Raw genomic sequence first — 24,716 nt, forward strand, 5'->3', positions numbered from 1 at the left:
CCGCGGCCAGCGCCCGAGACAGCAGCGTCCGACCGCCCACCTCCAGCAGCGGCTTGACCCCGCCTCCCATCCGGGTGGCGCGTCCGCCGACGAGCAGGATCGCGCCGAAGGTCGACGCGATCATTCGCCGGGCCGACGCCACGATCCGCTGCGACCGCCCTCCTTCGCGGTGATGCGCAGGTGCTCGATCGATGCGGACTTGTCGACGCCCTTGATCATGTCGATCACCGACAGCGCGGCGACCGAGACGGCGGTGAGCGCCTCCATCTCGACGCCGGTGCGGTCGGCGGTGCGCACGGTCGCCTCGATGGCGACGCCCTCGTCTTCGATGTCGAGGTCGACCACCGCGCCGTGCACGCCGATGACGTGCGCGAGGGGCAGCAGCTCAGGGGTGCGCTTCGCCGCCTGAATGCCGGCGATGCGCGACACGGCCAGCACGTCGCCCTTGGGCACCGAGCCGTCGCGCAGCAGGGCGACCGTCTCGGGCGCGCAGCGCACGAACCCGCGGGCAGTGGCGGCGCGGACGGTCGGCTGCTTCTCGGTGACGTCGACCATGCGGGCGTGGCCGGCGGAATCCAGGTGGGTGAAGGTCATCACAGCTCCATGACTTCGATGAGGTCGCCGACGGAGACCTGCTCCGTCTCGGCGGGGACGATCGCATAGGCCTCGGCCGCGCCGAGCCCCACGCTGAGGTGCGAACCCGACCCGCCGGCGGTCGCCGGGCGCACGACCGGGCGGGCCGGGTCGGTGCGGTCGATCACGGCGGGAAGGTACTGTCGGCGCGCGGGCGGGGTGCGCCAGTCGACGCCGGCGGCCAGGTGCTGGCGGGGCCGGTGGATGGCGCTGCGCGCCTGCATGCGCAGCAGGGCGGGGCGCACGAAGACCTCGAACGACACTGCGGCGCTGACGGGGTTGCCGGGAAGGCCGAACATCAGCATCCCGTCGGCGGCGGCGCCGAAGCCCTGCGGCTTGCCGGGCTGCATGGCGATCTTCGTGAACTCCATGGCGTCGCCGAGGCTCTGTCTGACGACCTCGTAGGCCCCGGCGCTGACGCCGCCGGAGAAGATGATCGCGTCGGCGCCGAGCCGTCTCGCCTCGGCGACAGCGTGGGCGGGCCCGTCGCCCTCGTCGTCGACGACGCGGCGCAGCACGATCGCGGCGCCGGCCTCTGCGGCGAGCCCGGCGAGCAGGATGCCGTTGGACTCGGGGATCTGTCCGCGCTGCAGCGGCGTGCCAGGTGCGACGAGCTCGGAGCCGGTCGACACGATCGCGACCCGGGGTCGGGGGGCGACCTCGACGTGCGAGGTGCCGGCGGATGCCAGAGCCGCCAGCTGCCGCGGACCGAGCAGGGTTCCCGCGCCGAGCACGACCGCACCGGCGCTGATATCGGCACCGGCGCGACGGATGTGCGCGTTCTGCGCCTTGGGCGCGCGCTGCACGACCGCCGTCTGGAGCGAGTCGGCGAGGCCCCCGGCGGTGTCTTCGAACGGCACGATCGCGTCGGCGTCGGTCGGCGTCGGCGAGCCGGTCATGATCCGCGCGGCCTCTCCGGGCGCGATCGCCGGGTCGATCGCGCTGCCGGCGGGGATGTCGGCGACGACGCGCAGCGTGACCGGATGTTGGGGCGTCGCGTCCGCGACATCCGCCCAGCGCACGGCGAAGCCGTCCATGGCGGAGTTGTCGAAGACGGGCACGGCGGAGGCCGCGTGCGCGTCGGATGCCAGGGTCAGACCGTGCGCGTCATCGAGCGGCACGGTGATGGGCAGGCGCTGCCGCACCTGTGCGAGCACGATCTCGAGCTGCTCTTCGACGGTTCTCATGCGTGCCCCTCCTCTCGTCGCCATCCCCACCCCACCCGCTGCCTCGCTCCGGTATGAGTTNNAACTCATACCGGAGGGAGAAGCGGGGGTCATGGGGTGGGCTCCTGCGCGGTCCAGGCGTCCATGCCGCCGGAGAGCACCACGGCGTCGCGGCCGGCAGCACGCAGGGCTTCCGCCGCACGCCGCGCGCGCACCCCGGCCTGGCAGATCACGACGATCCGCTCGCCGTCGATCGCGCCGGGGTCGGCGAGCACCCGCGCGAGGGGCAGGTGGGTGGCATCGGGGATCATGCCGGTGGCGACCTCGGCATCTTCCCGCACGTCGAGCAGCAGCGCACCCGCCTGAGACTCGACGACGAGGTCGGCGACCGCGATGTGCGGAATCGTCCGCTTCGCCTCGGGCTCCGGCACCGCCCGAGCGCGAGCTCGAGCCGGACGCAGCGGCACCTCGCCCATCTTGGCGCGCAGCGCGTCGATGACGAGCACTCTGCCCAGCAGCGGGTCGCCGATGCCGGCGATGAGCTTGATCGCCTCCATCGCGAGGATCGACCCGGCCTGCAGGCAGAGCGCTCCGAACACCCCGACCGCGGCGCACGTGGGCAGCTCGCCCACGCTGCCCTCCGGATACAGATCGCTCAGCACGACGGCGTCGACGCCCTCCGGCGGCGACGACCAGAAAACCGTGATCTGCGCGGCGAACTCCTGGATGACGCCCCACACCAGCGGGATGCCCAGCCGCTCGGCGGCGGCGGCGACCACCAGGCGCGTCTCGAACGTGTCGGTGCCGTCGATCACCAGGTCGGCTCCCGCCAGCAGGTCTGCCGCGTTGCCGGATGCCAGCCGCGCGCGCACCGGTCTGACGACGGTCTCGGGTGAGAGGTCGGCCGCGACGCGCACGGCACTGTCGACCTTCGGCCTGCCGACATCATCGAGCCGGTGCATCACCTGGCGCTGGAGGTTGGACAGCTCGACGTCGTCATCGTCGATGATCGTCAGGGTTCCGATCCCCGCTGCGGCGAGCGCGAGCACGACGGGCGCACCGAGTCCCCCAGCCCCGACGACCGCGACGTGGGCGGCGTGCAGGCGGCGCTGCCCGATCTCACCCAGCCCGGCGAGAACATGGTGGCGCGCGGTGCGCACGCGCTCGGCGTCGCTCAGGGCCTCGACGGGCTCGACGAGGGGCGGCAGGGGCATACTCCGAGCGTACGGTCCTCGTCGGCGGCGGGCCAGCACCGCTCGCCGGGGAAAGCCCGCACCCCGGGACCGAGGTTCCGCAGATGCGGCGTTTTTCTCCCCCAGCGCACCCAGATGCGGGAGCACCGCGGCTAGAGTCGGCTCATGACCTCATATCGCATCGCCGACGCGGCCCGTCTGCTCGGCGTGAGCGACGACACGGTGCGGCGCTGGATCGACCACGGGGCGCTGCCGGTGACCGGCGACTCCCCCGCCCGCATCCCCGGGGCCGCTCTCGCCGAGCACGCTCAGCGCCTGGCCGACGCGCCCGCAGACGACTCCGACCCGTTCTCCAGCGCGCGCAATCGCTTCACGGGGCTGGTCACCCGGGTGCAGATCGATGGCGTGATGGCCCAGGTCGACATCCAGGCCGGTCCGCATCGCGTGGTCTCGCTGCTGTCGGCCGAGGCCGCCCGGCAGCTCGATCTGCAGCCCGGTTCGCTCGCGTCCGCCGTGATCAAGGCGACGAATGTGGTCATCGAGACGCCGAAGGAGATGCGGCGGTGAGGTCGCGGGTGGTCGGGATCGCCGCGCTGCTCGGCGTGCTGCTGCTCACCGGATGCACGCCGGCGGCGCGCGGGGGTGACAGCCTCGATCCGAACGGCGAGGACTCCGGACCGGGTATCGAGCAGACCGGTGCGACCGGGGAGGTGACGGTGTTCGCCGCCGCGTCGCTGCGCACCGCGTTCGACGAGATCGCGGAGTCGTTCGAGCAGCAGCACCCCGCCGTCACCGTGAACCCGATCGTCTACGACGGCTCGAGCACCCTGGTGACGCAGCTGATCGAGGGCGCGCAGGCCGACGTGCTCGCCACGGCCGACGAGCGCAGCATGCAGTCGCTCGTCGACAGCGGGCTGGCGGCCGGCCCGCAGCCGTTCGCCACGAACACGCTGGTCGTGGCCGTGCCGGCCGGCAATCCCGGCGACGTCGAGACCCTCGCAGACCTCGCCGACGTCGTGACCGTGCTCTGCGCCCCTCAGGTGCCCTGCGGCGCGGCGACCGCCACGCTGCTCGAGACCGCGGACGTGCGGGTCTCCGCGGCGAGTCTCGAGCAGAACGTCACGGCGGTGCTGCGGAAGGTCGCCGCCGGAGAGGCGGATGCCGGAATCGTCTACGCCACCGATGCGGTGGGCGACGATGCGGTGCAGAGTTTCGCACCCGACGGCGCGGACCAGGTCGTCAACCGCTATCCGATCGTGACGCTGGAGGATACGGGCGAGGCGGCCGCCCTCTTCACCGCCTTCGTGCGCGGACCCGAGGGGCAGCGGATCCTGCAGCGGCTCGGATTCGGGACACCGTGACGGCGCTCCCCACCCCCGATCGTCGCTCGACCACGCGTCGCGGCGGCATCCGCGACACCGGCACCGGCACGCCCTTCACGCTGATCGCCCCGGCGGTGCTGGGCGTTCTGCTGCTGATCCTGCCGCTGCTGGCGCTGGTCACCCGCGCGTCCTGGGCGACGCTGTGGCAGGACATCACCTCTCCGGTCGCCGTCGACGCGCTACGCCTGTCGCTCCTCAGCGGTCTGGCCGCCACGGCGCTCTGCCTGGTGCTCGGTCTTCCGCTGGCGCTGCTGATGGCGCGTTCGGGTCCTCGGGTGTCCGCCCTGCTGCGCGCGCTCGTCGCGGTGCCGCTCGTGCTGCCGCCGATGGTCGGCGGCGTTGCGCTGCTGTTCCTGTTCGGCAGGACCAGTCCGATCGGCCGGATGCTGTCTGATGCCTTCGACGTGACCCTGCCGTTCACCCCGACGGCGGTCGTGCTGGCGCAGGCGTTCGTCGCCCTGCCGTTCCTCGTGCTCGCGGTCGAGGGCACCATCCGCAGCGTCGGCGGCCGATACGAGCGCACCGCGGCGACGCTGGGCGCGAGGCCGTGGCGGGTGCTGTGGCGGGTGACGCTGCCGCTCGCGGCGCCCGGCATCGTCGTGGGCGTGATCCTGTGCTTCGCTCGGGCGATCGGCGAGTTCGGGGCCACGGCGCTGTTCGCCGGCAACGCCCCCGGGGTGACCCAGACGATGCCGCTGGCGATCTACACGGCGTTCAACGGGGCGGGCACCGGGCGCGAGACGGCGGTGGCGCTGTCGATCCTGCTGCTGGCGACCGCGGTCGTGGTGCTGCTGCTCGTGCGCGCGTGGCGACCGGGAGCGCTGAAGTGACGGGCGCTCTCGACGCGCACGTGATCGTCGAGCACGCCGAGCTCGACGTGCGCCTGTCGCTGAGTCCCGGCGACGTGCTCGCGGTGATGGGCCCCAGCGGTGCCGGCAAGACGACGCTGCTGGATGCCATCTCGGGTCTCACCCGTCTCGACGCCGGGCACGTCGACATCGACGGCGATCGGCTGGCGGATGCCACGCGACACATTCCCCCGTCGCGGCGCGCGATCGGCCTGCTCGGGCAGGACCCGCTACTGTTTCCGCACATGACCGCCATCGGCAACATCGCGTTCGCCGCGCGGTCGGCAGGTTCGTCGCGCGCCGAGGCGGTCGCGGTCGCCGCCGAGTGGATGCCGCACATCGGGCTGCCCGGACACGGTGATCGCCGCCCGGATCAGCTCTCCGGCGGTCAGCGTCAGCGCGTCGCCCTCGCCCGCGCCCTCGCGGCGCGCCCGCGGCTGCTGTTGCTGGATGAGCCGTTCAGCTCGCTCGACGTGCTCGCCGCCGCGCAGCTGCGCGAGGTCGTGCACGACCAGCTGCACGGCACCACGACGATCGTCGTCTCGCACACGGTCGCCGACGCTCACGCCCTGGCGGATCACCTGCTCATCCTCGAGCACGGCCGCATCACCCAAGAGGGCCCCCTCCACGAAGTGCTGGCGACCCCGCGCACCCCCTTCACCCAGGCGGTAGCCGCCACCCGCTGACCCCTTCTCCCCCCTTTCTCCTTTCTTCACTCACCACCGCCGCCCCGGCTGCACACCGAGTAGGGCGTAGGGACGTTCCCGGAGTGAGCATCGGGGAGGGACCCGCGAAGCGGGAGGGGCACCCGTTCTGCGAACGAAGGGAACGTCCCGGAGCCCGGCCCCGTTTCCAGAAACCTCCAGAACGTCCCGACCAGGGACGTCAGGGACGCCGCAGCCGCGCCGGGTCCGGCGTCGACACCGGATCCCAACCCCGCTTCGGCGACTGCGACCCGCGGTGGTCGTCACGCGAGCGGTACACGATGTACGGCCGGAACAGGTAGCCGACCGGCGCCGAGAACACGTGCACGAGCCGGGTGAACGGCCACAGGGCGAACAGCAGGCAGGCCGTGATGACGTGCAGCTGGAACAGCAGCGGCACCTCGAGCATGAGCTCGGGCCGAGGGCGGAAGATCATCAGCTCGCGCATCCACGGCGAGATCGTCTCGCGGTAGTAGAACCCCGATCCGAACACCTGGTACACGAAGGTGGCGAGGGTGCCGAACGCCAGCGTGGCACCGAGGAAGACGAACATCACCTTGTCCATCACAGTCGTCGCGAGGAACACGGCGGGCACGGTGCGGCGGCGGAAGACGAGGATGGCGAGACCGGCGAGGGTGAGCACGGCGGCGAACGAGCCGAGCACGGTCGCGCCGATGTGGTAGATCTCCTCGCTGATCCCGATGGCGTACAGCCATTCGCGTGGGATGAGCAGGCCGACGACGTGGCCGGCAATGACCATGAGGATGCCGAGGTGGAACATCGGCGATCCCCAGCGCAGCATCCGGTTCTCGTAGCTCTGCGACGAGCGCGTCGTCCAGCCGAACTTGTCGTACCGGTAGCGCCAGATGTGTCCGAGGATGAACACGGCCGCGCACACGTACGGCAGCGCCACCCAGAGCAGGAACGGCATGGTGTTCATGATCACTCCCCGGTTCGGCGGAAGGCGGGCATCGGCAGGCTCATCCCGACCGTCTCGGTCGGCGGGCCCTCGTTGACGAGTGCGAGCACGCGCTCGCGGGTGCGCTGGTCGACCTTCGGCAGCGACAGCGTGACCGCGCGCACGACCTCGGCCCACGGGCTGTCCATCCCCTCGAGCGCGGCACGCAGCACCTCGATGCCCTCGCGGTGCGCGGCGAGCACGGCGTCGGCGACCTCCGACTGCGACCGCGCCGAGAACTCCAGCACCGCGGGCAGGTAGTCGGGCAGCTCGGCCGCGTCGAACTCCCACCCCGCGGCGCGGTACGCGTCGAGGAACGTGACGAGCGCCGTGCCGCGGCGGCGGGTGTCGCCGGTCGCGTAGTAGCTGAGGTACAGCGAGCACTTGCGCTTGAGGTCGAAGGTGTTCACGTAGCGCTGCTGCCACTCGGACGCGCCGGCGTCCCGCGCCTGCTGCAGGAACTGCTGCAGCGGCTCGGCGATGACCGTCGGCAGTGCGGCGGTGTGCGCCTCGAAGACGTCGAGCCGCGCGAACCACTGCGCGTCGGGGTAGTCCAGCAGCAGAGACGCGAGCATGTGCACGGTCTGCCGCTGCGGGCCGGTGAGGGATGCCGGCGCCAGGGCATCCGGCAGCCGTCGGCGCGGGGTGACGCGAGGGGGAAGGACGGTGCTCACGGTGCTTCCTCGTCGTCGTAGTGGCGCGGCTCGGCGCGCTCGGAGGGCGGGAACAGCCCGTTCGGACGACCGTTGCCGTCCCAGTTGAGCAGGTTGACCCGTCCCGGCGACGAGGGCCGATCGGCGGTCTGCCGGTCGGCCAGCGCGTGGAAGTTCTCCACCGCGACCGGCACCGACGTGCCGCTGGCCGCGCCGAACGGCCCGCCGGCGCCGCCCATGCCGGGCCCGCCGTCGTAGTCGAGCGAGCAGGCCATCTCCTCGAGCTCGTGTGCGCGCTCGGAGTGCGCGGTGGGGATGACGTAGCGCTCCTCGTACTTCGCGATCGCGAGCAGCCGGTACATCTCCTCGATCTCCGCGCCGGTCATGCCGACCGCGTTCGCGATCCGCTCGTCCCGCTCGTCGTCGATGCTCACACCGCGCATGTACGAGCGCATGGCGGCGAGCTTGCGCAGCGACGCGTCGACCGGCCCGATGTCACCGGCGGTGAACAGCTCGGCGAGGTAGCCGATCGGGATGCGCAGCTTGTCGATCGCCGCGAACAGCGTTCGGGCATCCTCCCCGTCGTTGCCCGAGCCGGTGACCACGTCGACCACCGGCGAGAGCGGCGGGATGTACCAGACCATCGGCATGGTGCGGTACTCCGGATGCAGCGGCAGCGCCACCTCGTAGTCGTGGATGAGGCGCCAGACGGGGCTGCGCTGGGCCGCCTCGATCCAGTCCTCGGGGATGCCGTCGCGACGCGCCGCCTCGATCACCGCGGGGTCGTGCGGGTCGAGCAGCACCGAGCGCTGCGCGTCGAGCAGCTCGTGCTCGTCCTCCACCGCCGCAGCCTCCGCGACCCGGTCGGCGTCGTAGAGCACGAGGCCGAGGTAGCGCAGTCGACCCACGCAGGTCTCCGAGCACACGGTCGGCAGGCCGACCTCGATGCGCGGATAGCACATGGTGCACTTCTCGGCCTTGCCGGTCTTGTGGTTGAAGTAGACCTTCTTGTACGGGCATCCCGAGACGCACATCCGCCAGCCGCGGCAGGCGTCCTGGTCGACGAGGACGATGCCGTCCTCGGCGCGCTTGTACATCGCGCCGGATGGGCACGATGCCACGCACGACGGGTTGAGGCAGTGCTCGCAGATGCGCGGCAGGTAGAACATGAAGGCCTTCTCGAACTCGGCCTTCACCTCCTCGCTCATCTTCTGCAGGATCGGGTCGTCCTGCATGGTCTCGATCGAGCCGCCCAGATCGTCGTCCCAGTTCGCCGACCACTCGACCTTCATGTCCTTGCCGGTGATCAGGCTCTTCGGGCGTGCGACGGGGGTGTGCGCGCCGCTGGGCGCGTTCACGAGCATGTCGTAGTCGTAGGTCCACGGCTCGTAGTAGTCGTCGATCTCGGGCAGCTTCGGGTTCGAGAAGATGCGCGCCAGCTTCGCCAGGCGTCCCCCCGAGCGCAGCCGCAGCCGGCCGCGCTTGTCGCGCACCCAGCCGCCGCCCCACTTCTCCTGGTCCTCGTAGCCGCGCGGATAGCCGACGCCCGGTCGCGTCTCGACGTTGTTGAACCAGACGTACTCCACGCCGGTCCGGTTGGTCCACGCCTGCTTGCATGTCACCGAGCACGTGTGACACCCGATGCACTTGTCGAGGTTCATCACCATCGACATCTGCGCCATCACCTTCATCGGTACTGCACCTCCTGGTTGCGGCGGCGGATCGTGGTGACCTCGTCGCGCTGGTTGCCGGTGGGTCCGAGGTAGTTGAACGCCCACGCCAGCTGCGCGTAGCCGCCGATCAGGTGGCTGGGCTTGAGCAGGATGCGGGTGAGGGAGTTGTGGATGCCGCCGCGCTGACCGCTCATCTCGCTCAGCGGCACATCGACCGTGCGGTCCTTCGCGTGATACATGTACACCGTGCCCTCGGGCATCCGGTGCGAGACGTTCGCCCGGGCGACGACGACGCCGTTGCGGTTGTACGACTCGATCCAGTCGTTGTCGCGCACTCCGATCTTCGCCGCGTCCTGCGGGCTCATCCAGATCGTGGGGCCGCCGCGCGAGAGCGAGAGCATGAACAGGTTGTCCTGGTACTCGGAGTGGATCGACCACTTCGAGTGCGGGGTCAGGTAGCGCACGTGCACCTCGGTGTGGGTGCTCTTGCCTGGCACGACATCGCCGAACAGCCGGTGCATGTCGAGCGGCGGCCGGTAGATCGGCAGCGCCTCGCCGAGCTCGTCCATCCAGTCGTGGTCGAGGTAGAAGTGCTGACGCCCGGTGAGGGTGTGCCACGGCTTGAGGTGCTCGACGTTGATCGCGAAGGCCGTGTACCGGCGGCCGCCGTGCTCCGATCCCGACCACTCCGGCGAGGTGATGACGCTGCGCGGCTGCACCGAGACGTCCTGGAAGCTGAGGTGCGTGCCCTCGTGCTCGTCGGCGAGGAACGTCATCTTCTGCCCGGTGTGCTTCTCGAGCTTCTCGAATCCCTGCACCGCGAGGCGTCCGTTGCTCGTTCCCGACATCGCCAGGATCATCTCGCAGGCCCGCTTGTCGCTGTCCAGGCGCACGCTGCCCGCGTACGGGCCGGTGGTGACGGTGCCGTTGAGTCGCTTGAGGCGCTCGATCTCGGGCTCGGCACGATAGGTGATGCCCTTGGTCGTGAGTCCGAGCTTCGCGGTCAGCGGGCCGAGCGACTTCCAGCGCTCGGCGAGGTTCGGATAGTCGCGCTCGACGACGGTCAGCTTCGGCATGGTGACCCCGGGAACGCGGGGCAGATCCTGCACGCGCCCGTGCGGAGTCGCCATCACGTCGGGGGTGTCGTGCTGCAGCGGCGTCGCGACCACGTCGCGGCGCACGCCGAGGTGCGTGCGCGCCATGTCGCTGAACTTCTCGGCCAGGATGCGGAACGTGTCGAAGTCGGTCTTCGTCTGCCACGGCGGCGCGATGGCCGGGTTGAAGGCGTGGATGAAGGGGTGCATGTCGGTCGACGACAGGTCGTGCTTCTCGTACCAGGTCGCCGCGGGCAGCACGATGTCGCTGAACAGCGTGGTGCTCGTCATGCGGAAGTCGGCCGTCATGAGCAGGTCGAGCTTGCCCTCGGGCGCCGTGTCGCGCCAGGTCATCGACACGGGACGCGAGTCCTCCGGCGCCTCGTGCGCGCGCACCGACGCGTCGGTGCCCAGCAGGTGCTTCAGGAAGTACTCGTTGCCCTTGCCCGACGAGCCGAGCACGTTCGCTCGCCAGATGTTCATCACGCGCGGGAAGTTCTCGGGGGCGTCCGGGTCCTCCACCGCGAAGCGCAGCGAGCCCTCGTCCAGGCTGTCGACGATGTGCTGCGCCGCATCCTTGCCCGCAGCTTCGGCCTCGTCGGCGAGATCGAGCGGGTTGCGGTCGAAGGTCGGGTAGCTCGGCATCCATCCGCGCTGCACGGACTCGACCAGGCAGTCGGCGGTGGTGCGGCCCTCGAACCTGCCCAGACCCAGCGGGGAGGCCAGCTGGTCGGCCGGCAGCCCGTCGTAGCGCCACTGGTCGGTGGCGAGGTAGAAGAACGCCGTGCCGATCGTGTGCCGCGGCGGACGCCCCCAGTCGGCGGCGGCCGCGTACTGCTGGTAGCCGGTGATCGGGCGCACCTTCTCCTGCCCGACGTAGTGCGCCCATCCGCCGCCGTTCACGCCCTGGCATCCGGTCATCGTCGTCAGGGCGAGGAAGGTGCGGTAGATCGTGTCGGAGTGGAACCAGTGGTTGGTGCCCGCCCCCATCAGGATCATCGAGCGTCCACCCGAGCGGTCGGCGTTGTCGGCGAACTCGCGCGCGATGCGGATCGCCTGCGGCGCGGGCACCGAGGTGTGCTCCTCCTGCCAGGCTGGGGTCCCGGGGCTCGACGCGTCGTCGTACCCGCTGGCCCACTGCCCGGGCAGGCCGTCGCGGCCGACGCCGTACTGCGCGAGCATCAGGTCGAACACGGTGGTGACGGTCTTGCCTGCGATCGTGCGCACCGGCACGCCGCGGGTGACCGCACCCGAGCCGCCGGCGTGCTCCTGCCCGGGCTCGGGATCGAGGTCGAAGCGCGGCAGGCGCACCTCGGCCGCCTCGCCCGCCCAGTCGGCCAGATCGGCGACCGACAGCGGCGGCACGACGTCGCCGAGGTCGAGGTTCCAGCGGCCCTCGTCCTCGGGGGTGAAGCGATGCCCGAGCGAGCCGTTCGGCACGACGGCGCTGCCGTCGGCATCCATCAGCACCGGCTTGAAGTCCGCGCGCGGCTGTGCGGCGGCGGCGCCGTCGAGGTCGGACGCGGTGACGAACTTGCCGGGTACGAGACCGCCGTCGCGCTGTTCGAGCTCGACGAGGAACGGCGCGTCGGTGAAGCGGCGCATGTAGTCCTCGAAGCGCGCGGTGCGCTTCTCGACGAAGTGCTCGCGCAGGATCACGTGCCCCATCGACAGCGCAAGCGCGGCATCCGTCCCGGGGTGCGGGGCGACCCACTCGTCGGCGAACTTCGTGTTGTCGGTGTAGTCGGGCGAGACGGTGATGACCTTCTGACCGCGATAGCGCGCCTCGGCCATGAAGTGCGCGTCGGGAGTGCGGGTGACCGGCACGTTCGAGCCCCACATGATCAGGTAGCCGGCGTTGAACCAGTCCGCCGACTCGGGCACGTCGGTCTGGTCGCCGAACACCTGCGGGCTCGCGACGGGGAGGTCGGCGTACCAGTCGTAGAACGACAGCATCGTGCCGCCGATGAGGTTCATGAACCGGGAGCCGGCGCCGTGCGACACCATCGACATCGCCGGGATGGGCGAGAAGCCGGCCACGCGGTCGGGGCCGTACACCTTCACCGTGTGCACGTGCGCCGCCGCGGCGATCTCCATCACCTCGTCCCACGTCGTGCGCACCAGGCCGCCCTTGCCGCGGACGCGCTTGTACGACCGGGCCTTCTCGGGGTCTTCGACGATCGACGCCCACGCGTCGACGGGATCGGGATGCTGCGCCTTCGCCTCACGGTAGAGGCGGGCGAGCGTGTCGCGGATGTACGGGTACCGCACCCGGGTCGGCGAGTACGTGTACCAGCTGAACGCGGCACCACGCGGGCAGCCGCGGGGCTCGTACTCCGGCGAGTCCGGACCGACGCTCGGGTAGTCGGTCTGCTGCGCCTCCCAGGTGATGATGCCGTCCTTGACGTACACCTTCCACGAGCACGATCCGGTGCAGTTCACCCCGTGCGTGGAGCGCACCACCTTGTCGTGCGACCAGCGGTCCCGGTAGAACGAATCGCCCGATCTGCCGCCCTGCAGGAACACCGCGCGCAGGTCGTCGGAGGTCTCGCCCGGCCGCACGAAGCGGCCCATGTTGAGAAGCGCGTCGGCGAGCGGACCATCGGTCGCGGCGTCGCGGTGAGTACGGGTTCCGGGGGTCATCTCTGTTCCTTCCGGAGGACGGCTGGTACTCCAGCATCCTGTCCGGATGCCCGGCCCGTTACAAGGGTTCACCGTTTTTATTCATTTCCGACCGGCAACTTCCGCACCGCTTTTCTCCGGCCCGCAACGTAGCCAAGTCGCCCGAAGCGCGCTACCGTCGCCGGTATCGAAGGGATGCACGATGACTGCCGCCACCACTTCCCCCGCAGGCACCTCGACCGAGCTCCGGGGCGGCCTCGGCCAGGTGCTGCTCGCCACCCTCGCCTCGACCATCGCGTTCTGGGCATGGATGTCGATCTCGCCGCTGCAGAAGACCTACGCCACCGAGATGGGACTGGATGAGGGGCAGATCTCCCTCATGCTGGCGACGCCCGTGCTCGTCGGCGCGCTGGGCCGCATCGTCGTCGGTGCGATGACCGACCGCTTCGGTGGGCGCAAGATGTTCACGGTCGTGCTGCTGCTCTCGGCACCGGCCGTGCTGCTGGTCGCCCTGGCCGGCAGCATCCGCAGCTTCCCGCTGCTGATGCTCGCCGGTTTCTACCTCGGCGTGGCCGGCACGATCTTCGCCGCCGGGGTTCCGTTCTCGGGCGCCTGGTTCCCGCCCGAGAGGCGCGGCTTCGCCACCGGCGTGTTCGGCATGGGCATGATCGGCACCGCCGTGTCGGCGATGTTCACCCCGCGGCTCGCGCAGGACATCGGCTACCTGCCCACCCACCTGCTGATCGCGGGGGCGCTGGTGGTGATGGCGGTGCTGGTGTGGTTCTTCATGCGCGAATCCCCCCAGTGGCAGCCCAACCACGAGAAGCTCGTGCCGAAGGTGATCGGCGCGCTCAAGCTGGCGGTGACCTGGGAGATGGCGTTCCTGTACGGCATCGTGTTCGGCGGGTTCGTGGCGTTCTCGACGTTCCTGCCCAAGTACCTCACGACGATCTACCCCGACGACGTCGACGCGCTCGGCGCGGGCATGCGCACCGCGCTCTTCGCCGCGGCGGCGGTGGTGGCGCGCCCGATCGGAGGTGTGCTCGCCGACCGGTTCGGACCGAAGGTGATCTCGCTCGTGTCTCTGGGCGGGATCGTGAGCCTCGCGTACATCGTCGGCCAGCAGCCGGCCGAGGGCATCGTCACGGGCGTCACGTTCATCCTGATGGCGGCGGCGATGGGCCTCGGCATGGGTGCCGTGTTCGCCTGGATCGGGCCCTCGACGCCGAAGGAGAAGGTGGGAGCGGTGAGCGGTGTGGTCGCGGCCGCCGGAGGCCTCGGCGGATACTTCCCGCCGCTCGTGATGGGCGCGACCTACGACGCGTCGACCAACTCGTACCACCTGGGCCTGTGGCTGCTGGTGCTGGTCGGAGCGTTCGCGCTGGTCGTCGCCGGCATGCTGCGGGATGTGGGTCGCAAGGGCGCCTGAGCGCGGGTGACCGGCTCAGCGCAGGATGACGGGAAGCGTCGCCCACCCCGCCAGCGGCGGCAGATGCCGGGTGGGCGTCCGGTCATGCGCGAAGTCGACGCCGTCGGTGCCCGCCAGCAGGGCGACGGTGATCGCGCGCAGCTCGGCGTACGAGAGGTCGCGACCGGGGCAGACGTGCGGACCGGCGCCGAAGACGAGGTTGTGCTCGGCGTGCGCCTCGGGGTCGAAGCCGGGCGAGAACACGTCAGCGTCGCGGTTCGCCGCCGTCCAATCCAGCAGCACGGGCGAGTCGGCGTCGAGCGTCACGCCCGACGGCGTCGTCACCGGGCAGGTGGTGACCCGCTTGTTCGCCACGAACGGGTCGTCGAGGCGCAGGCACTCGCCGAGGATCGCGTCGAGCTCGGCGGTGGCGTGCGGTGCCTGCTGAGCCAGGGTCCGCACGCGCTGCTGCCAGCGCGGACGCTCGGCCAGCCGGTGCACCACCACCCCCACGCAGCGAGCCAGGGAGCCGAGGTCGCCCGCCGTCCAGTTGCGCAGGATCGAGACGATCTCGTCGTCGGAGAGCGGCCGCCCGTGCACGCGCTCGGCGAGCAGTCGATGGGTGGCGTCGTCGGCGGCGCCGCCGGGCGTCGTCGCCTCGCGATGCGCGGTGACCTGTCGGGTCACGATCTCGTCGAACCACGCGGCCACGGCGGCGTTGCGTGAGCTGTCGCCCGCGCGCGCGGCGGCGTAGTTCTCGGCCATCCACTCGCGCAGCTCGCTCTCGAGGGAGTCGGGCCAGCCCAGCCAGCGGCACTGCGCGCGCACCGCGAACACCTCGCCGAGGTCTGCGACCGCGTCGATCGGCTCGTTCCTCGGCAGCGCGGCGACGACCTCTCGGGCCGTCGTCTGCAGCATCTGCTCGAGGGAGGCGACGAGCTCGGGAGTCATCTGCCGCTCCACGACGTCGCGGAACGCGCGATGCTCGGCGCCGTCCATGCCGTTCGGCACGTGCAGGTGGTGGGAGGTGCGGCTCGAGAATCGCTCGGGATCCTGCGCAGCCGCGATCACATCGGCGTGCCTTGTCAGTCGGACGGGTTCGGTCATCGTGTCTCCTTCGGCCGCCTTCAGGCTAACGGCGGGGGCGGAGAGCGCGACCGTGAGAAACCGGGTTCGCGGTCTCGGATGCCGTCGTGTCGGATGCCGGGGATAGCCTTGCTGCATGGCCACCCGCAGACCCGCCCCTCCCGCTTTCGTGTGCTCGGAATGCGGCTGGACGACGGCGAAGTGGGTCGGCCGGTGCGGCGAGTGCCAGCAGTGGGGCACGGTGCAGGAGCAGGGCGCGAAGACGGGGCTGGCGCGGCAGACCGAGGCCGTCGCGCCGTCCGCGAGCCGCGCCGCTCGGCCGATCACGCAGATCACGACCGCCGACGCGCCACGGCGCAGCAGCGGGGTCGGCGAGTTCGACCGCGTGCTGGGCGGCGGCATCGTGCCCGGCGCGGCGATCCTGCTGAGCGGCGAGCCTGGGGTCGGCAAGTCCACGCTGCTGCTCGAGGTCGCGGCATCCACCGCCCGCACCGGCCGCCGCGTGCTCTACGCCAGCGCCGAGGAGTCACCGGCCCAGGTGCGGCTGCGCGCCGAGCGCACGAACGCGCTGCACGACGAGCTCTATCTCGCCAGCGAGACCGATCTCGCCACCATCCTCGGTCACATCGACGACGTGAAGCCGGATCTGGTGATCGTCGACTCGGTGCAGACCGTGGCATCCGGTCTCATCGACGGAGCCGCCGGTCAGCCGAGCCAGGTGCGCGAAGTCGCCGCGACGCTGATCAGGGTCGCGAAAGACCGCGGTCTTCCGGTGATCATCGTCGGGCACGTGACCAAAGACGGGCAGGTCGCCGGCCCTCGGGTGCTCGAGCACCTGGTCGACGTGGTGTGCCACTTCGAGGGCGACCGGCAGACGGCGCTGCGCTTCATCCGCGCGCTGAAGAACCGCTTCGGGCCGACCGACGAGGTCGGATGCTTCGAGATGACCGGTGCGGGCATCTCCGAGGTGCCGGATCCGAGCGGGCTGTTCCTCTCGCAGGGTGCGGCAGAGCCGGGCACGTGCGTGGCGATCGCGCTGGAGGGGCGACGCGCTCTGCCGGTCGAGGTGCAGGCGCTGACCATCGAGTCGAACGCCCCGAACCCGCGCCGCGTGGTGCACGGTCTCGACGCGTCGCGGGTGGCGATGGTGCTGGCGATCCTCGAGCGGCGTGCCGGCATCCCGACCTCGAAGCTCGACGTGTACGTGTCGACCGTGGGCGGGGTGCGCTTCACCGAGCCGGCAGCCGACCTGGCCATCGCCGTCGCCGTGGCGGGGTCGATCCGGCAGTGGTCGGTGCCGCGCACCGTCGCGGCGGTGGGCGAGCTGTCGCTGGCCGGCGAGATCCGCCCCGTGACGCAGGCACCCCAGCGGCGTGGGGAGGCCGCGCGACTCGGCTACCAGCAGGTCGTCGATGACCGATCGAAGACGCTGCGCTCCGCGCTGACCGACATCCGCGCCCGCGCCACCGATCGACGGCCGGAGGCGTCGATCCCGCCGTTCTGACGGGGGTCAGGCGTCGAGCGCCTTGAGCAGCTCCGCGGGCGGCGCCTGCATCGGGTGCGGGCCGGCGATGTCGAGGAACACCGTGGTGATGGTGTCGCGGTGCGTGTTCAGGAACGACCTCAGCCACGTCGGCGAGTAGATGCCGACCCCGGGTGGCAGGTTGGCGGGCTTGTGCTTGGCATCGCTGAACAGCAGCAGCGCGACGTCGCCGGTGTTCGCGTCGCGGTACGTCCACACCTCGCCGCTGTCGAGCGGATTGTCACGGGCCCCGGGCTTGATCAGCGGGACGACCGTGTTGCCGTTGCGGAGCGCGAGGGCGACAGCCGCCATGTCCTGCTTCTCGAGGGCCTGGGCCAGAGCCTCAGAGCGGAAGTCCTCGGGTGCGGGGCGCTTGCTGCCTGACTTCTTCTTCGCCATGACACCAGCCTAAGAGTGGGGCCCTCTCGAGTCCTCCATTGGGGACTGGGGAACTCGAGAGGGCCCTCCGGTTCTCGGTCGCGGCGATTGTCGAAGCGCTGGGGACGCTGGTCTCGACACCACTGGGGATGGCTTGCTGCGACAGAACTGAGAACCTGACCTCCATGGTATCCCAAAATATCGTTCGTGTCAGCCACAGATCGAGAAAGAGTTCGAGTCCGCAGTGGCGTTTCGCTCAGCGCAGCATGATCTGCTTGGGCGTCTCGCTGCTGAAACCGCCGATCGACACGGCGACATGATACGAGGCTCCGCCTCCCGGTGCGCGAGGACGATTCTGCTCTGCACAGGTCTCGGTCGATGAGCGCGTGCGATCCCAGACGACCGGCGTCGCGCTGGTGACCGATGAGCCGGCTTCGAGGGTCACGATCATGTCGCTCGATTCCGACTGGCAGTCGGTCGAGCGCCACCACACATCGTCTCCGCTGCTGACCGTGAACGTCTGCGTGCTCGAGCCCACGTTCAGCGTGCAGTCGGCTGCGCCGCGGTTCGTCAGCGAGATCGACAGCTGCGGCAGCGCCTCGGCCGGATAGGTGTCGGCATCGGTGACGGCGGTCACGACCACGTCTTCCGCGGTGCACGCCGCGATGCCCGGAGTCTCGGTGGGCTCCGGCGACGGCGTCGCGCTGGAGCTCTCGGGGGTCGGGGTGGTCGTGGCCTCAGGGTCGAGCGTCGGGTCGGCGGGCGCGGCGGCCGACCACGGCTGTGCGATCGCCAGCCACACCCCACCGCCGACGGTGGCGAGCACGAGAACGAGAAGCACCAGCACCGCGAGTCGGCGGCGACGGTAGACGGCGGCGGACTGGCGGGGCATGACTCCAGGCTAATTCAGGTGCTTGATCATCCTCGTGTTGCCGAGCGTGTTCGGCTTGACGTGAGCGAGATCCAGGAACTCCTCCACGCCCGCATCCCCGCTGCGCAGCAGCTGCGAGTACACGTCGGCGTCGACCACCTGCTCGCCGATCGGCTCGAAGCCGCGGCGCGAGAAGAACTCGGTCTCGAAGGTGAGACAGAACAGCCGGGTCAGCCCGAGCTGTCGCGCGCGATGCTCGAGGTCGGTGACGATCGCGCGGCCGACGCCGTGGCGCAGGTAGTCGTCGCGCACGAGCAGGGTGCGCACCTCGCCGAGGTCCTCCCACATCACGTGCAGGGCGCCGCAGCCGATCAGCTGGCCGTCGGCCTCGGCGATGACGAACTCCTGAACGGCGCCGTAGAGCACGGCGAGATCCTTGCCGAGCAGGATGCGCTGGTCGACGAGCGGCTCCAGCAGCGCGTGGATGCCGATGACGTCTGTGCTGCGGGCGGGGCGGACGAGGAAGTCTGTCACGGCTCCACCCTAGATCGACCGACCCGCAGCGAATCCGCATGACCGCTGGGAGTCGGCATCCTCATATGATTGCCTGAGGCAACTACATGTAGAGTGAGAGCATGCCCGCCGACGCCCCATCCCCCGAGAACGTGCTGCTGCAGGCGCTCACTCTTCTCGTCGCACGATGGTCGTCGCCGAACGTGCAGCGCGCCGTCGCGCAGAGCGCCGGTGTCACCGTCGACGCCGCCGACGTGTCGGCGCTGTACGTGCTGGGGCTGCACGGGCCGCTGCGCGCCGGCGATCTCGCGGAGGCGATGCACATCAGCCGGCCCACCGTCAGCAAGCAGCTGTCGCGGCTCGAGCGGGCGGGGATGATCCGTCGCGAATCCGATCCCGTCGACGGTCGGGCGACCATCGTCGGCCTCTCCGCCGAGGGCGCCGCCGCCCACCGGCGACTGCTCGCGCAGGGCACCCGGATGATGCGTCACGCGCTGCGCGACAAGACGCGCGACGACGCCGCCGCCTTGGCCGCCCAGGTCGCCGAACTCGTCGCCCGGCTGGGCGTCACCGACTTCCCCGGCGACTCCGCCGGGGATACGCCGCGCCCCCACCCGGAGCGCAGATCTGAGGAGGATCAGTCATGAACCGCACCTATGTCGTCACCGGATCGGCATCCGGCATCGGCGAGACCACCGCGCGACTGCTGCGCGAGCGCGGCGCCCGGGTGATCGGCATCGATCTGCGCGACGCCGACGTCGAGGCCGACCTCAGCACGGCGGAGGGTCGTCAGTCGGCGGCCGACGCCGCGATCGAGCTCGCCGGCGGCACGGTGGATGCCGTGATCGCCTGCGCCGGCATCTCGGCCCCCATCGCGAAGACGCTCTCGGTGAACTACTTCGGCGTCGTCGAGCTGCTCGAAGCCCTGCGTCCCGCGATGGTGCGCTCGTCGGCTCCGCGCGCGGCCGTGGTGTCGTCGATGGCCTCGCTGCAGCAGAGCCCGCCCGAGCTGGTCGACGCGGCGCTGTCGGGCGACGAGGCGGCGACGCTCGCGATCGCCGAGCAGCTGACCGCGCAGGGGCCGCGCGAGGCGTACCAGGTGTACCCGGCGTCGAAGCGCGCGCTCTCGCGCTGGGTGCGTCGCCGCTCCATCTCGCCGGAGTGGGCGGGCGCCGGCATCCCGCTCAACGCGGTCGCCCCCGGCACCGTGCTCACCCCGATGACCGAGCAGCTGCTCGCCACCGAGGAGGGGCGCGCGATGGTCGACGCGGCGGTGCCGATGCCGCTGAACAGCCACCAGCCGCCCGAGTCGATCGCGAACCTGCTGATCTGGCTGACCGGGGTCGAGAACACGCACCTGGCCGGGCAGGTCATCTACGACGACGGCGGCGCGGATGCCACGCTGCGCGGCGACGACATCTGGTCGTGGAACGACCCGCGCTGATCCCCTGAAGACGCCGAAGAGGCCGGATGCCATGGCATCCGGCCTCTTCTTCGCTGTCTGACCGGTCGGGTCAGCCGGCCGCGATCTCGGGGGTGGTCGAGATGCCGCCGCCGGTGTTGATACCGACCGACACCTTCTCGCCGCGCGGGGCGTGCTCGAAGGCGAACTTGCCGTCGACGACGTCGACCTTCACGTGGTCGCCGGTGTTCAGCTGACCGTGCAGGATGCGCTCGGAGAGCTGGTCCTCGATCTCGCGCTGCATGGCACGACGCAGCGGACGCGCACCCAGAGCGGGGTCGAACCCGATGTCGATGAGCTTGTCCTTCGCGGCATCCGACAGCTCGACGGTCATGTCGCGGTCGAGCAGGCGGTCGCCGAGCTGCTTCGTGAACAGACCCACGATCTGGCGCAGTTCGTCCTTGTTCAGCTGCGGGAAGACGATGATGTCGTCGAGACGGTTGAGGAACTCGGGCTTGAAGTGGCGCTTGAGCTCTTCGTCGACCTTGCCCTTCATCCGCTCGTACGTCGTCTGCGAGTTGCCCTCGATCTGGAAGCCGACCGGGCCACCGGCGATCGCCGACGAGCCGAGGTTCGTCGTCATGATGATCACGGTGTTCTTGAAGTCGACGATGCGTCCCTGACCGTCGGTCAGACGACCCTCTTCGAGGATCTGCAGCAGCGAGTTGAAGATGTCGGGGTGCGCCTTCTCGATCTCGTCGAACAGCACGACCGAGAACGGCTTGCGGCGCACCTTCTCGGTGAGCTGGCCGCCCTCTTCGAATCCGACGAATCCGGGAGGGGCTCCGAACAGACGCGACACGGTGTGCTTCTCACCGAACTCGCTCATGTCGAGGGAGATCAGCGCGGCCTCGTCGTCGAACAGGAACTCGGCGAGGGCCTTGGCGAGCTCGGTCTTTCCCACACCGGTGGGGCCGGCGAAGATGAACGAGCCGCTGGGGCGCTTCGGGTCCTTGAGGCCGGCGCGCTGGCGGCGGATCGTGCGGCTGAGCGCGGCGATCGCCTCTTCCTGGCCGATGACGCGCTGGTGCAGCGCCTTCTCCATGAAGACGAGTCGGCTCGACTCCTCCTCGGTGAGCTTGAACACCGGGATGCCGGTGGCCTGGGCGAGCACCTCGGCGATCAGGCCCTCGTCGACGACCGCCTGGGTCGCGACGTCACCCGAGCGCCACTGCTTCTCGAGACGCAGCCGCTCGCCGAGCAGCTCCTTCTCCTGGTCGCGCAGTGATGCGGCCTTCTCGAAGTCCTGCTCCTCGGATGCCGCCTCCTTGTCCTGGCGGACCTTGGCGATCTTCTCGTCGAACTCGCGGAGCTCGGGCGGCGAGGAGAGGATGCTGAGGCGCAGGCGCGCGCCCGCCTCATCGATCAGGTCGATCGCCTTGTCGGGCAGGAAGCGGTCGGACACGTAGCGGTCGGCGAGGTTGGCCGCGGCGACGATGGCGCCGTCGGTGATCTGCACCTTGTGGTGCGCCTCGTAGCGGTCGCGCAGTCCCTTGAGGATGTTGATCGCGTGCGGGAGGGTCGGCTCGTTCACCTGGACGGGCTGGAAGCGACGCTCGAGCGCGGCATCCTTCTCGAAGTACTTGCGGTACTCGTCGAGGGTGGTGGCGCCGATGGTCTGCAGCTCGCCGCGGGCGAGCAGCGGCTTGAGGATGGATGCCGCGTCGATCGCGCCCTCTGCGGCGCCCGCGCCGACGAGGGTGTGGATCTCGTCGATGAAGACGATGATGTCGCCGCGGGTGCGGATCTCCTTCGTGACCTTCTTCAGGCGCTCTTCGAAGTCTCCGCGGTAGCGGGAGCCGGCGATGAGCGAGCCGAGGTCGAGCGAGTAGAGCTGCTTGTCCTTGAGCGTCTCGGGAACGTTGCCCTTGACGATCGCCTGGGCGAGGCCCTCGACGACGGCGGTCTTGCCGACGCCGGGCTCGCCGATGAGGACGGGGTTGTTCTTCGAGCGGCGCGAGAGGATCTGCATGACCCGCTCGGCCTCCTTCTCGCGGCCGATCACCGGGTCGAGCTTGCCGTCGCGCGCAGCCTGGGTGAGGTTGCGGCCGAACTGGTCGAGCACTTGCGAGCCGCCCTGGGCCGCCTGCTGGCTCTCGTTGGTGGTGGCTCCGACCGACGCGGTCTCGCGACCGGGGGCACCGGAGAGCAGCTGGATGACCTGCTGGCGCACCTTGTTGAGGTCGGCGCCGAGCTTGACGAGCACCTGAGCGGCGACGCCCTCGCCCTCGCGGATGAGGCCGAGCAGGATGTGCTCGGTGCCGATGTAGTTGTGGCCGAGCTGCAGCGCTTCGCGCAGGCTCAGCTCGAGCACCTTCTTCGCGCGCGGCGTGAAGGGGATGTGGCCGGTCGGCTGCTGCTGACCCTGGCCGATGATGTCCTGCACCTGCTCACGCACGGCGTCGAGAGAGATGCCGAGGCTCTCGAGCGCTTTGGCGGCGACGCCCTCACCCTCGTGGATGAGGCCGAGGAGGATGTGCTCGGTGCCGATGTAGTTGTGGTTGAGCATCTTCGCCTCTTCTTGGGCGAGGACGACGACCCGGCGGGCTCGGTCGGTGAATCTCTCGAACATGCTGTGACTCCTTTTCGCGCGGGGCGAAGCGGCGGTGGCGCCGTGTACATCGAGAGTAACGACCGTGGCGGCGAGGAATGCCCGTGTTCGCCGTCGGCATACGTTTCTGCCGTCGGCCGGGCTTCCGGATGCCGCTCATCGGGTGTGGCTTCCCGGTCATCGAGCGGTCGCCTCCCGGTCATTGAGCGAGCGAAGCGAGTCGGGATGCAGCCCACCGTCGGGCTCGGGGCTCCTGCTGACGCCCGTTGACACCCATATCGATGGTCGTTATGTTAACGATGACCGATAACAACGACTATCGATATGCAGGGTGGATATGGAGACCAGGGAAGGCGCTCAGGCAGAGCGCACATTGAGCAGGGGTGACACCGTCAGTCTGGCGCTGTTCGTCATCGCGGGGGTGGCTATCGCGCTGTGGACGGTGTGGAACGTCGCCGCCCGCATCGCCGAATTGGTCGGCGGCGGCCCGCTCCAGGTTCTGGTGGAGTTCGTCGACACGAGGGCCGATGCGAAGGTCGCCGGCACGACCCTCCCGGTCGAGCTCGATCGAGCGGTCATCAGCGTCGAGGGTCTCGACGCGATAGGCGTGGTCGCGGGGGTACTGGGGCAGATCGCGTTCGGTGTCACGATCGTCGTCGTGGTGGCGTGTCTGATCGCGCTGAGCCGCAACATCCTCCGCGGGCGCGTGTTCGGCAAGGCGAACACCCGGCTCGTGGCGGTCGGCGGCATAGTCGGCCTGGTCGGTGCCGCCGCGTCGCACTTCTTCGACAACATGCTCGCGAACGCGGCGATGGCGCACGCGATCGACGGCCCGTTCGACACCGCTGTGATCACGGTGGAGCCGTTCACCTTCGTGCTGGCCGCTTTCGCTCTGGCGGTGGTCGGTTCGGTGTTCGTGGTCGGCGACCGGCTGCAGCGCGAGACGGAGGGCCTGGTCTGATGGGCGTCCTGCTGTGGGTGCTGGCTGCCGCGCTCGCCGTCGGGTTGGGGATCGCGGTCGTCTTCTTCGTCCGGAGCAGCGCGGGCGCTTCGCACGACGGGGAGCCCGCGGTCATCCGGGTGACCTTCTGGGTCACACTGCTGTGGGCGGGCATCGCGATCGCCGGCGCGCTCGTGACTGCTGTCGCGACGCTGGTGCAGAGCGCCGTGCAGATCACCGTGCCCACAGCCGCGTACTGGCCCGCGCTGCCGGAGGGTGCGTTCGTCGAGGGCGCGAGCGCGACGCGGACCGACGGCGGCTTCACCGATGCCGACGTGGTGGTCGAGGGCCTGAGCACGGGTGCGCGGGTGTGCTGGGCGATCGGGCAGGCGCTGTGGTGGCTGGTGCCGGGCGCCGTCGGGGCCCTGGTCGCCATGTCGTGCTATCAGCTGCTGCGCGGGCGCGCCTTCGCGCCGGTGCTGTCGCGGATGTCCATGGTGACGGCGGTCGTGGTCTGCCTCGGCGGCATCGGGGCGCAGGTGCTGTCGGACATCGCGGGAAGCATGGCGTCGACCGAGCTTCTCGCGTACTCCGGTGGCGGCTTCGAGGAGGTCGCCGGGATCGACGACGTGCTGGATGCCTGGTGGCCCGACCCGATGTTCAGCGTCACCCTTCCGTTCTGGCCGATCGCGGCCGGGCTGGCGTTCGCCGCTCTTGCGGTGATCCTGCGCAACGGAACTCGACTGCAGCGCGAGACGGAGGGGCTGGTATGACGCCGGCGGAGGCGGATGACGAGTTCACGGGCATCCACTGCCGTCTCGACGAGCTGCTCGCCGAGCGCGGGATGACGCTGACGGAGTTGAGCGCTCGGGTGGGGGTGAGCATCGTGAACCTGTCGGTGCTGAAGAACGATCGGGCGCGGGCGATCAGGTATTCGACGCTGCGTGCGGTGTGCGACGCGCTCGAGTGCGAGGTGGGTGACCTGCTCGTGCTGGCGCATCGCGACTGACTCGGCGCGCTGCGGGGGCGCTGGCGCACCGGCCGGAACCAGTCCTCGAG

The 24,716-nt window shown here is 70.2% G+C and carries 23 protein-coding genes and 1 pseudogene; 11 read left to right on the forward strand and 13 right to left on the reverse strand.

What is annotated here, in order from left to right:
* The 4 genes and pseudogenes from BFN01_RS15735 to BFN01_RS03755 all read right to left on the reverse strand — a co-directional run.
* Positions 1–124: pseudogene (locus tag BFN01_RS15735) on the reverse strand (NTP transferase domain-containing protein); the annotation flags it as partial.
* On the reverse strand, positions 121–594 hold the full coding sequence (moaC, locus tag BFN01_RS03745) for a cyclic pyranopterin monophosphate synthase MoaC (RefSeq protein ID WP_071641715.1): 474 nt from the start codon (positions 592–594) through the stop codon (positions 121–123). The gene moaC and the pseudogene BFN01_RS15735, both read right to left, overlap by 4 nt.
* Positions 594–1,820 carry a gephyrin-like molybdotransferase Glp gene (gene glp / locus BFN01_RS03750; RefSeq protein WP_083428626.1) on the reverse strand — a complete coding sequence of 409 codons (1,227 nt, stop codon included), beginning with the start codon at positions 1,818–1,820 and terminating at the stop codon, positions 594–596. Before glp ends, moaC begins: the two co-directional genes overlap by 1 nt.
* 89 nt (positions 1,821–1,909) lie before the next feature.
* Positions 1,910–3,013: a HesA/MoeB/ThiF family protein gene (locus BFN01_RS03755; RefSeq protein WP_071641718.1), complete on the reverse strand. Its 1,104-nt coding sequence runs from the start codon at positions 3,011–3,013 to the stop codon at positions 1,910–1,912.
* A 144-nt stretch (positions 3,014–3,157) separates the two neighbouring features.
* Here BFN01_RS03755 and BFN01_RS03760 point away from each other — a divergent pair, with 144 nt between their 5' ends.
* From BFN01_RS03760 to BFN01_RS03775, 4 genes are read left to right on the forward strand one after another with little or no spacing between them, the layout of a single operon-like run.
* A complete protein-coding gene (locus BFN01_RS03760; protein WP_071641719.1) occupies positions 3,158–3,559 on the forward strand; it encodes a molybdopterin-binding protein in 402 nt (133 codons plus the stop codon).
* On the forward strand, positions 3,556–4,353 hold the full coding sequence (modA, locus tag BFN01_RS03765) for a molybdate ABC transporter substrate-binding protein (RefSeq protein ID WP_071641721.1): 798 nt from the start codon (positions 3,556–3,558) through the stop codon (positions 4,351–4,353). The genes BFN01_RS03760 and modA overlap by 4 nt, the downstream gene beginning before the upstream one ends.
* 47 nt (positions 4,354–4,400) lie before the next feature.
* Positions 4,401–5,204, forward strand: a complete 804-nt coding sequence (locus tag BFN01_RS03770; RefSeq protein WP_071641822.1) for an ABC transporter permease — start codon at positions 4,401–4,403, stop codon at positions 5,202–5,204.
* Complete coding sequence (locus BFN01_RS03775) at positions 5,201–5,908, forward strand: ATP-binding cassette domain-containing protein (RefSeq protein WP_071641723.1); 708 nt, start codon at positions 5,201–5,203, stop codon at positions 5,906–5,908. Before BFN01_RS03770 ends, BFN01_RS03775 begins: the two co-directional genes overlap by 4 nt.
* 199 nt (positions 5,909–6,107) lie before the next feature.
* Here the strand turns inward: BFN01_RS03775 and narI are convergent, their stop codons facing one another.
* From narI to BFN01_RS03795, 4 genes are read right to left on the reverse strand one after another with little or no spacing between them, the layout of a single operon-like run.
* Positions 6,108–6,866 carry a respiratory nitrate reductase subunit gamma gene (narI, locus tag BFN01_RS03780; protein WP_071641725.1) on the reverse strand — a complete coding sequence of 253 codons (759 nt, stop codon included), beginning with the start codon at positions 6,864–6,866 and terminating at the stop codon, positions 6,108–6,110.
* Between the two features lie 2 nt (positions 6,867–6,868).
* A complete protein-coding gene (gene narJ / locus BFN01_RS03785; RefSeq protein WP_071641727.1) occupies positions 6,869–7,558 on the reverse strand; it encodes a nitrate reductase molybdenum cofactor assembly chaperone in 690 nt (229 codons plus the stop codon).
* Positions 7,555–9,228, reverse strand: a complete 1,674-nt coding sequence (gene narH / locus BFN01_RS03790; protein WP_071641729.1) for a nitrate reductase subunit beta — start codon at positions 9,226–9,228, stop codon at positions 7,555–7,557. The genes narJ and narH overlap by 4 nt, the downstream gene beginning before the upstream one ends.
* A complete protein-coding gene (locus BFN01_RS03795; RefSeq protein WP_071641731.1) occupies positions 9,225–12,947 on the reverse strand; it encodes a nitrate reductase subunit alpha in 3,723 nt (1,240 codons plus the stop codon). The genes narH and BFN01_RS03795 overlap by 4 nt, the downstream gene beginning before the upstream one ends.
* A 181-nt stretch (positions 12,948–13,128) precedes the next feature.
* Between BFN01_RS03795 and BFN01_RS03800 the strand changes: the two genes are divergently transcribed.
* Positions 13,129–14,355, forward strand: a complete 1,227-nt coding sequence (locus BFN01_RS03800; protein ID WP_083428628.1) for an MFS transporter — start codon at positions 13,129–13,131, stop codon at positions 14,353–14,355.
* Positions 14,356–14,370: 15 nt separating this feature from the next.
* On the opposite strand, the gene BFN01_RS03805 is transcribed toward BFN01_RS03800, so the two are convergent.
* Positions 14,371–15,441, reverse strand: coding sequence for a cytochrome P450 (locus BFN01_RS03805; RefSeq protein ID WP_071641733.1), 1,071 nt, complete (start codon positions 15,439–15,441; stop codon positions 14,371–14,373).
* Between the two features lie 115 nt (positions 15,442–15,556).
* On the opposite strand from BFN01_RS03805, the gene radA reads away from it, so the two are divergent.
* The gene (gene radA / locus BFN01_RS03810; protein WP_071641735.1) at positions 15,557–16,924 is read left to right on the forward strand and encodes a DNA repair protein RadA; all 1,368 of its coding nucleotides are present in this window, start codon (positions 15,557–15,559) and stop codon (positions 16,922–16,924) included.
* A 6-nt stretch (positions 16,925–16,930) separates the two neighbouring features.
* Here radA and BFN01_RS03815 read toward each other — a convergent pair whose 3' ends face one another.
* The 3 genes from BFN01_RS03815 to BFN01_RS03825 all read right to left on the reverse strand — a co-directional run bounded on the left by BFN01_RS03815 (position 16,931) and on the right by BFN01_RS03825 (position 18,725).
* Positions 16,931–17,341 (reverse strand): dehydrogenase, encoded by a 411-nt coding sequence (locus tag BFN01_RS03815; protein ID WP_071641737.1) that lies wholly within the window; start codon positions 17,339–17,341, stop codon positions 16,931–16,933.
* A 235-nt stretch (positions 17,342–17,576) separates the two neighbouring features.
* A complete protein-coding gene (locus BFN01_RS03820) occupies positions 17,577–18,212 on the reverse strand; it encodes a hypothetical protein (RefSeq protein WP_071641739.1) in 636 nt (211 codons plus the stop codon).
* A 9-nt stretch (positions 18,213–18,221) separates the two neighbouring features.
* On the reverse strand, positions 18,222–18,725 hold the full coding sequence (locus tag BFN01_RS03825; RefSeq protein ID WP_071641741.1) for an amino-acid N-acetyltransferase: 504 nt from the start codon (positions 18,723–18,725) through the stop codon (positions 18,222–18,224).
* Between the two features lie 101 nt (positions 18,726–18,826).
* Here BFN01_RS03825 and BFN01_RS03830 point away from each other — a divergent pair, with 101 nt between their 5' ends.
* On the forward strand, positions 18,827–19,351 hold the full coding sequence (locus tag BFN01_RS03830) for a MarR family winged helix-turn-helix transcriptional regulator (RefSeq protein ID WP_071641743.1): 525 nt from the start codon (positions 18,827–18,829) through the stop codon (positions 19,349–19,351).
* Complete coding sequence (locus BFN01_RS03835; protein WP_071641745.1) at positions 19,348–20,148, forward strand: SDR family oxidoreductase; 801 nt, start codon at positions 19,348–19,350, stop codon at positions 20,146–20,148. Before BFN01_RS03830 ends, BFN01_RS03835 begins: the two co-directional genes overlap by 4 nt.
* Positions 20,149–20,218: 70 nt before the next feature.
* Here BFN01_RS03835 and BFN01_RS03840 read toward each other — a convergent pair whose 3' ends face one another.
* Positions 20,219–22,738 carry an ATP-dependent Clp protease ATP-binding subunit gene (locus BFN01_RS03840; RefSeq protein WP_071641747.1) on the reverse strand — a complete coding sequence of 840 codons (2,520 nt, stop codon included), beginning with the start codon at positions 22,736–22,738 and terminating at the stop codon, positions 20,219–20,221.
* Positions 22,739–23,054: 316 nt separating this feature from the next.
* On the opposite strand from BFN01_RS03840, the gene BFN01_RS03845 reads away from it, so the two are divergent.
* Genes BFN01_RS03845 through BFN01_RS03855 form a run of 3 tightly spaced genes read left to right on the forward strand, consistent with a single transcriptional unit; the run spans position 23,055 to position 24,666 of the window.
* Positions 23,055–23,678, forward strand: coding sequence for a DUF2975 domain-containing protein (locus BFN01_RS03845; protein WP_071641749.1), 624 nt, complete (start codon positions 23,055–23,057; stop codon positions 23,676–23,678).
* The gene (locus tag BFN01_RS03850; RefSeq protein ID WP_071641751.1) at positions 23,678–24,430 is read left to right on the forward strand and encodes a hypothetical protein; all 753 of its coding nucleotides are present in this window, start codon (positions 23,678–23,680) and stop codon (positions 24,428–24,430) included. Before BFN01_RS03845 ends, BFN01_RS03850 begins: the two co-directional genes overlap by 1 nt.
* Positions 24,427–24,666, forward strand: coding sequence for a helix-turn-helix transcriptional regulator (locus tag BFN01_RS03855; RefSeq protein WP_071641753.1), 240 nt, complete (start codon positions 24,427–24,429; stop codon positions 24,664–24,666). The genes BFN01_RS03850 and BFN01_RS03855 overlap by 4 nt, the downstream gene beginning before the upstream one ends.
* Positions 24,667–24,716 lie beyond the last annotated feature (50 nt).

The sequence above is a fragment of the Microbacterium sp. AR7-10 genome (genome assembly GCF_001878835.1).
GTDB lineage: Bacteria > Actinomycetota > Actinomycetes > Actinomycetales > Microbacteriaceae > Microbacterium > Microbacterium commune.

Coding starts and splice junctions, on each gene's coding strand:
- moaC (WP_071641715.1), bottom strand. CDS start 594: ATGACCTTCACCCACCTGGATTCCGCCGGCCACGCCCGCATGGTCGAC.
- glp (WP_083428626.1), bottom strand. CDS start 1,820: ATGAGAACCGTCGAAGAGCAGCTCGAGATCGTGCTCGCACAGGTGCGG.
- BFN01_RS03755 (WP_071641718.1), bottom strand. CDS start 3,013: ATGCCCCTGCCGCCCCTCGTCGAGCCCGTCGAGGCCCTGAGCGACGCC.
- BFN01_RS03760 (WP_071641719.1), top strand. CDS start 3,158: ATGACCTCATATCGCATCGCCGACGCGGCCCGTCTGCTCGGCGTGAGC.
- narI (WP_071641725.1), bottom strand. CDS start 6,866: ATGAACACCATGCCGTTCCTGCTCTGGGTGGCGCTGCCGTACGTGTGC.
- narH (WP_071641729.1), bottom strand. CDS start 9,228: ATGAAGGTGATGGCGCAGATGTCGATGGTGATGAACCTCGACAAGTGC.
- BFN01_RS03795 (WP_071641731.1), bottom strand. CDS start 12,947: ATGACCCCCGGAACCCGTACTCACCGCGACGCCGCGACCGATGGTCCG.
- BFN01_RS03800 (WP_083428628.1), top strand. CDS start 13,129: ATGACTGCCGCCACCACTTCCCCCGCAGGCACCTCGACCGAGCTCCGG.
- BFN01_RS03805 (WP_071641733.1), bottom strand. CDS start 15,441: ATGACCGAACCCGTCCGACTGACAAGGCACGCCGATGTGATCGCGGCT.
- radA (WP_071641735.1), top strand. CDS start 15,557: ATGGCCACCCGCAGACCCGCCCCTCCCGCTTTCGTGTGCTCGGAATGC.
- BFN01_RS03815 (WP_071641737.1), bottom strand. CDS start 17,341: ATGGCGAAGAAGAAGTCAGGCAGCAAGCGCCCCGCACCCGAGGACTTC.
- BFN01_RS03820 (WP_071641739.1), bottom strand. CDS start 18,212: ATGCCCCGCCAGTCCGCCGCCGTCTACCGTCGCCGCCGACTCGCGGTG.
- BFN01_RS03830 (WP_071641743.1), top strand. CDS start 18,827: ATGCCCGCCGACGCCCCATCCCCCGAGAACGTGCTGCTGCAGGCGCTC.
- BFN01_RS03835 (WP_071641745.1), top strand. CDS start 19,348: ATGAACCGCACCTATGTCGTCACCGGATCGGCATCCGGCATCGGCGAG.
- BFN01_RS03840 (WP_071641747.1), bottom strand. CDS start 22,738: ATGTTCGAGAGATTCACCGACCGAGCCCGCCGGGTCGTCGTCCTCGCC.
- BFN01_RS03845 (WP_071641749.1), top strand. CDS start 23,055: ATGGAGACCAGGGAAGGCGCTCAGGCAGAGCGCACATTGAGCAGGGGT.
- BFN01_RS03850 (WP_071641751.1), top strand. CDS start 23,678: ATGGGCGTCCTGCTGTGGGTGCTGGCTGCCGCGCTCGCCGTCGGGTTG.
- BFN01_RS03855 (WP_071641753.1), top strand. CDS start 24,427: ATGACGCCGGCGGAGGCGGATGACGAGTTCACGGGCATCCACTGCCGT.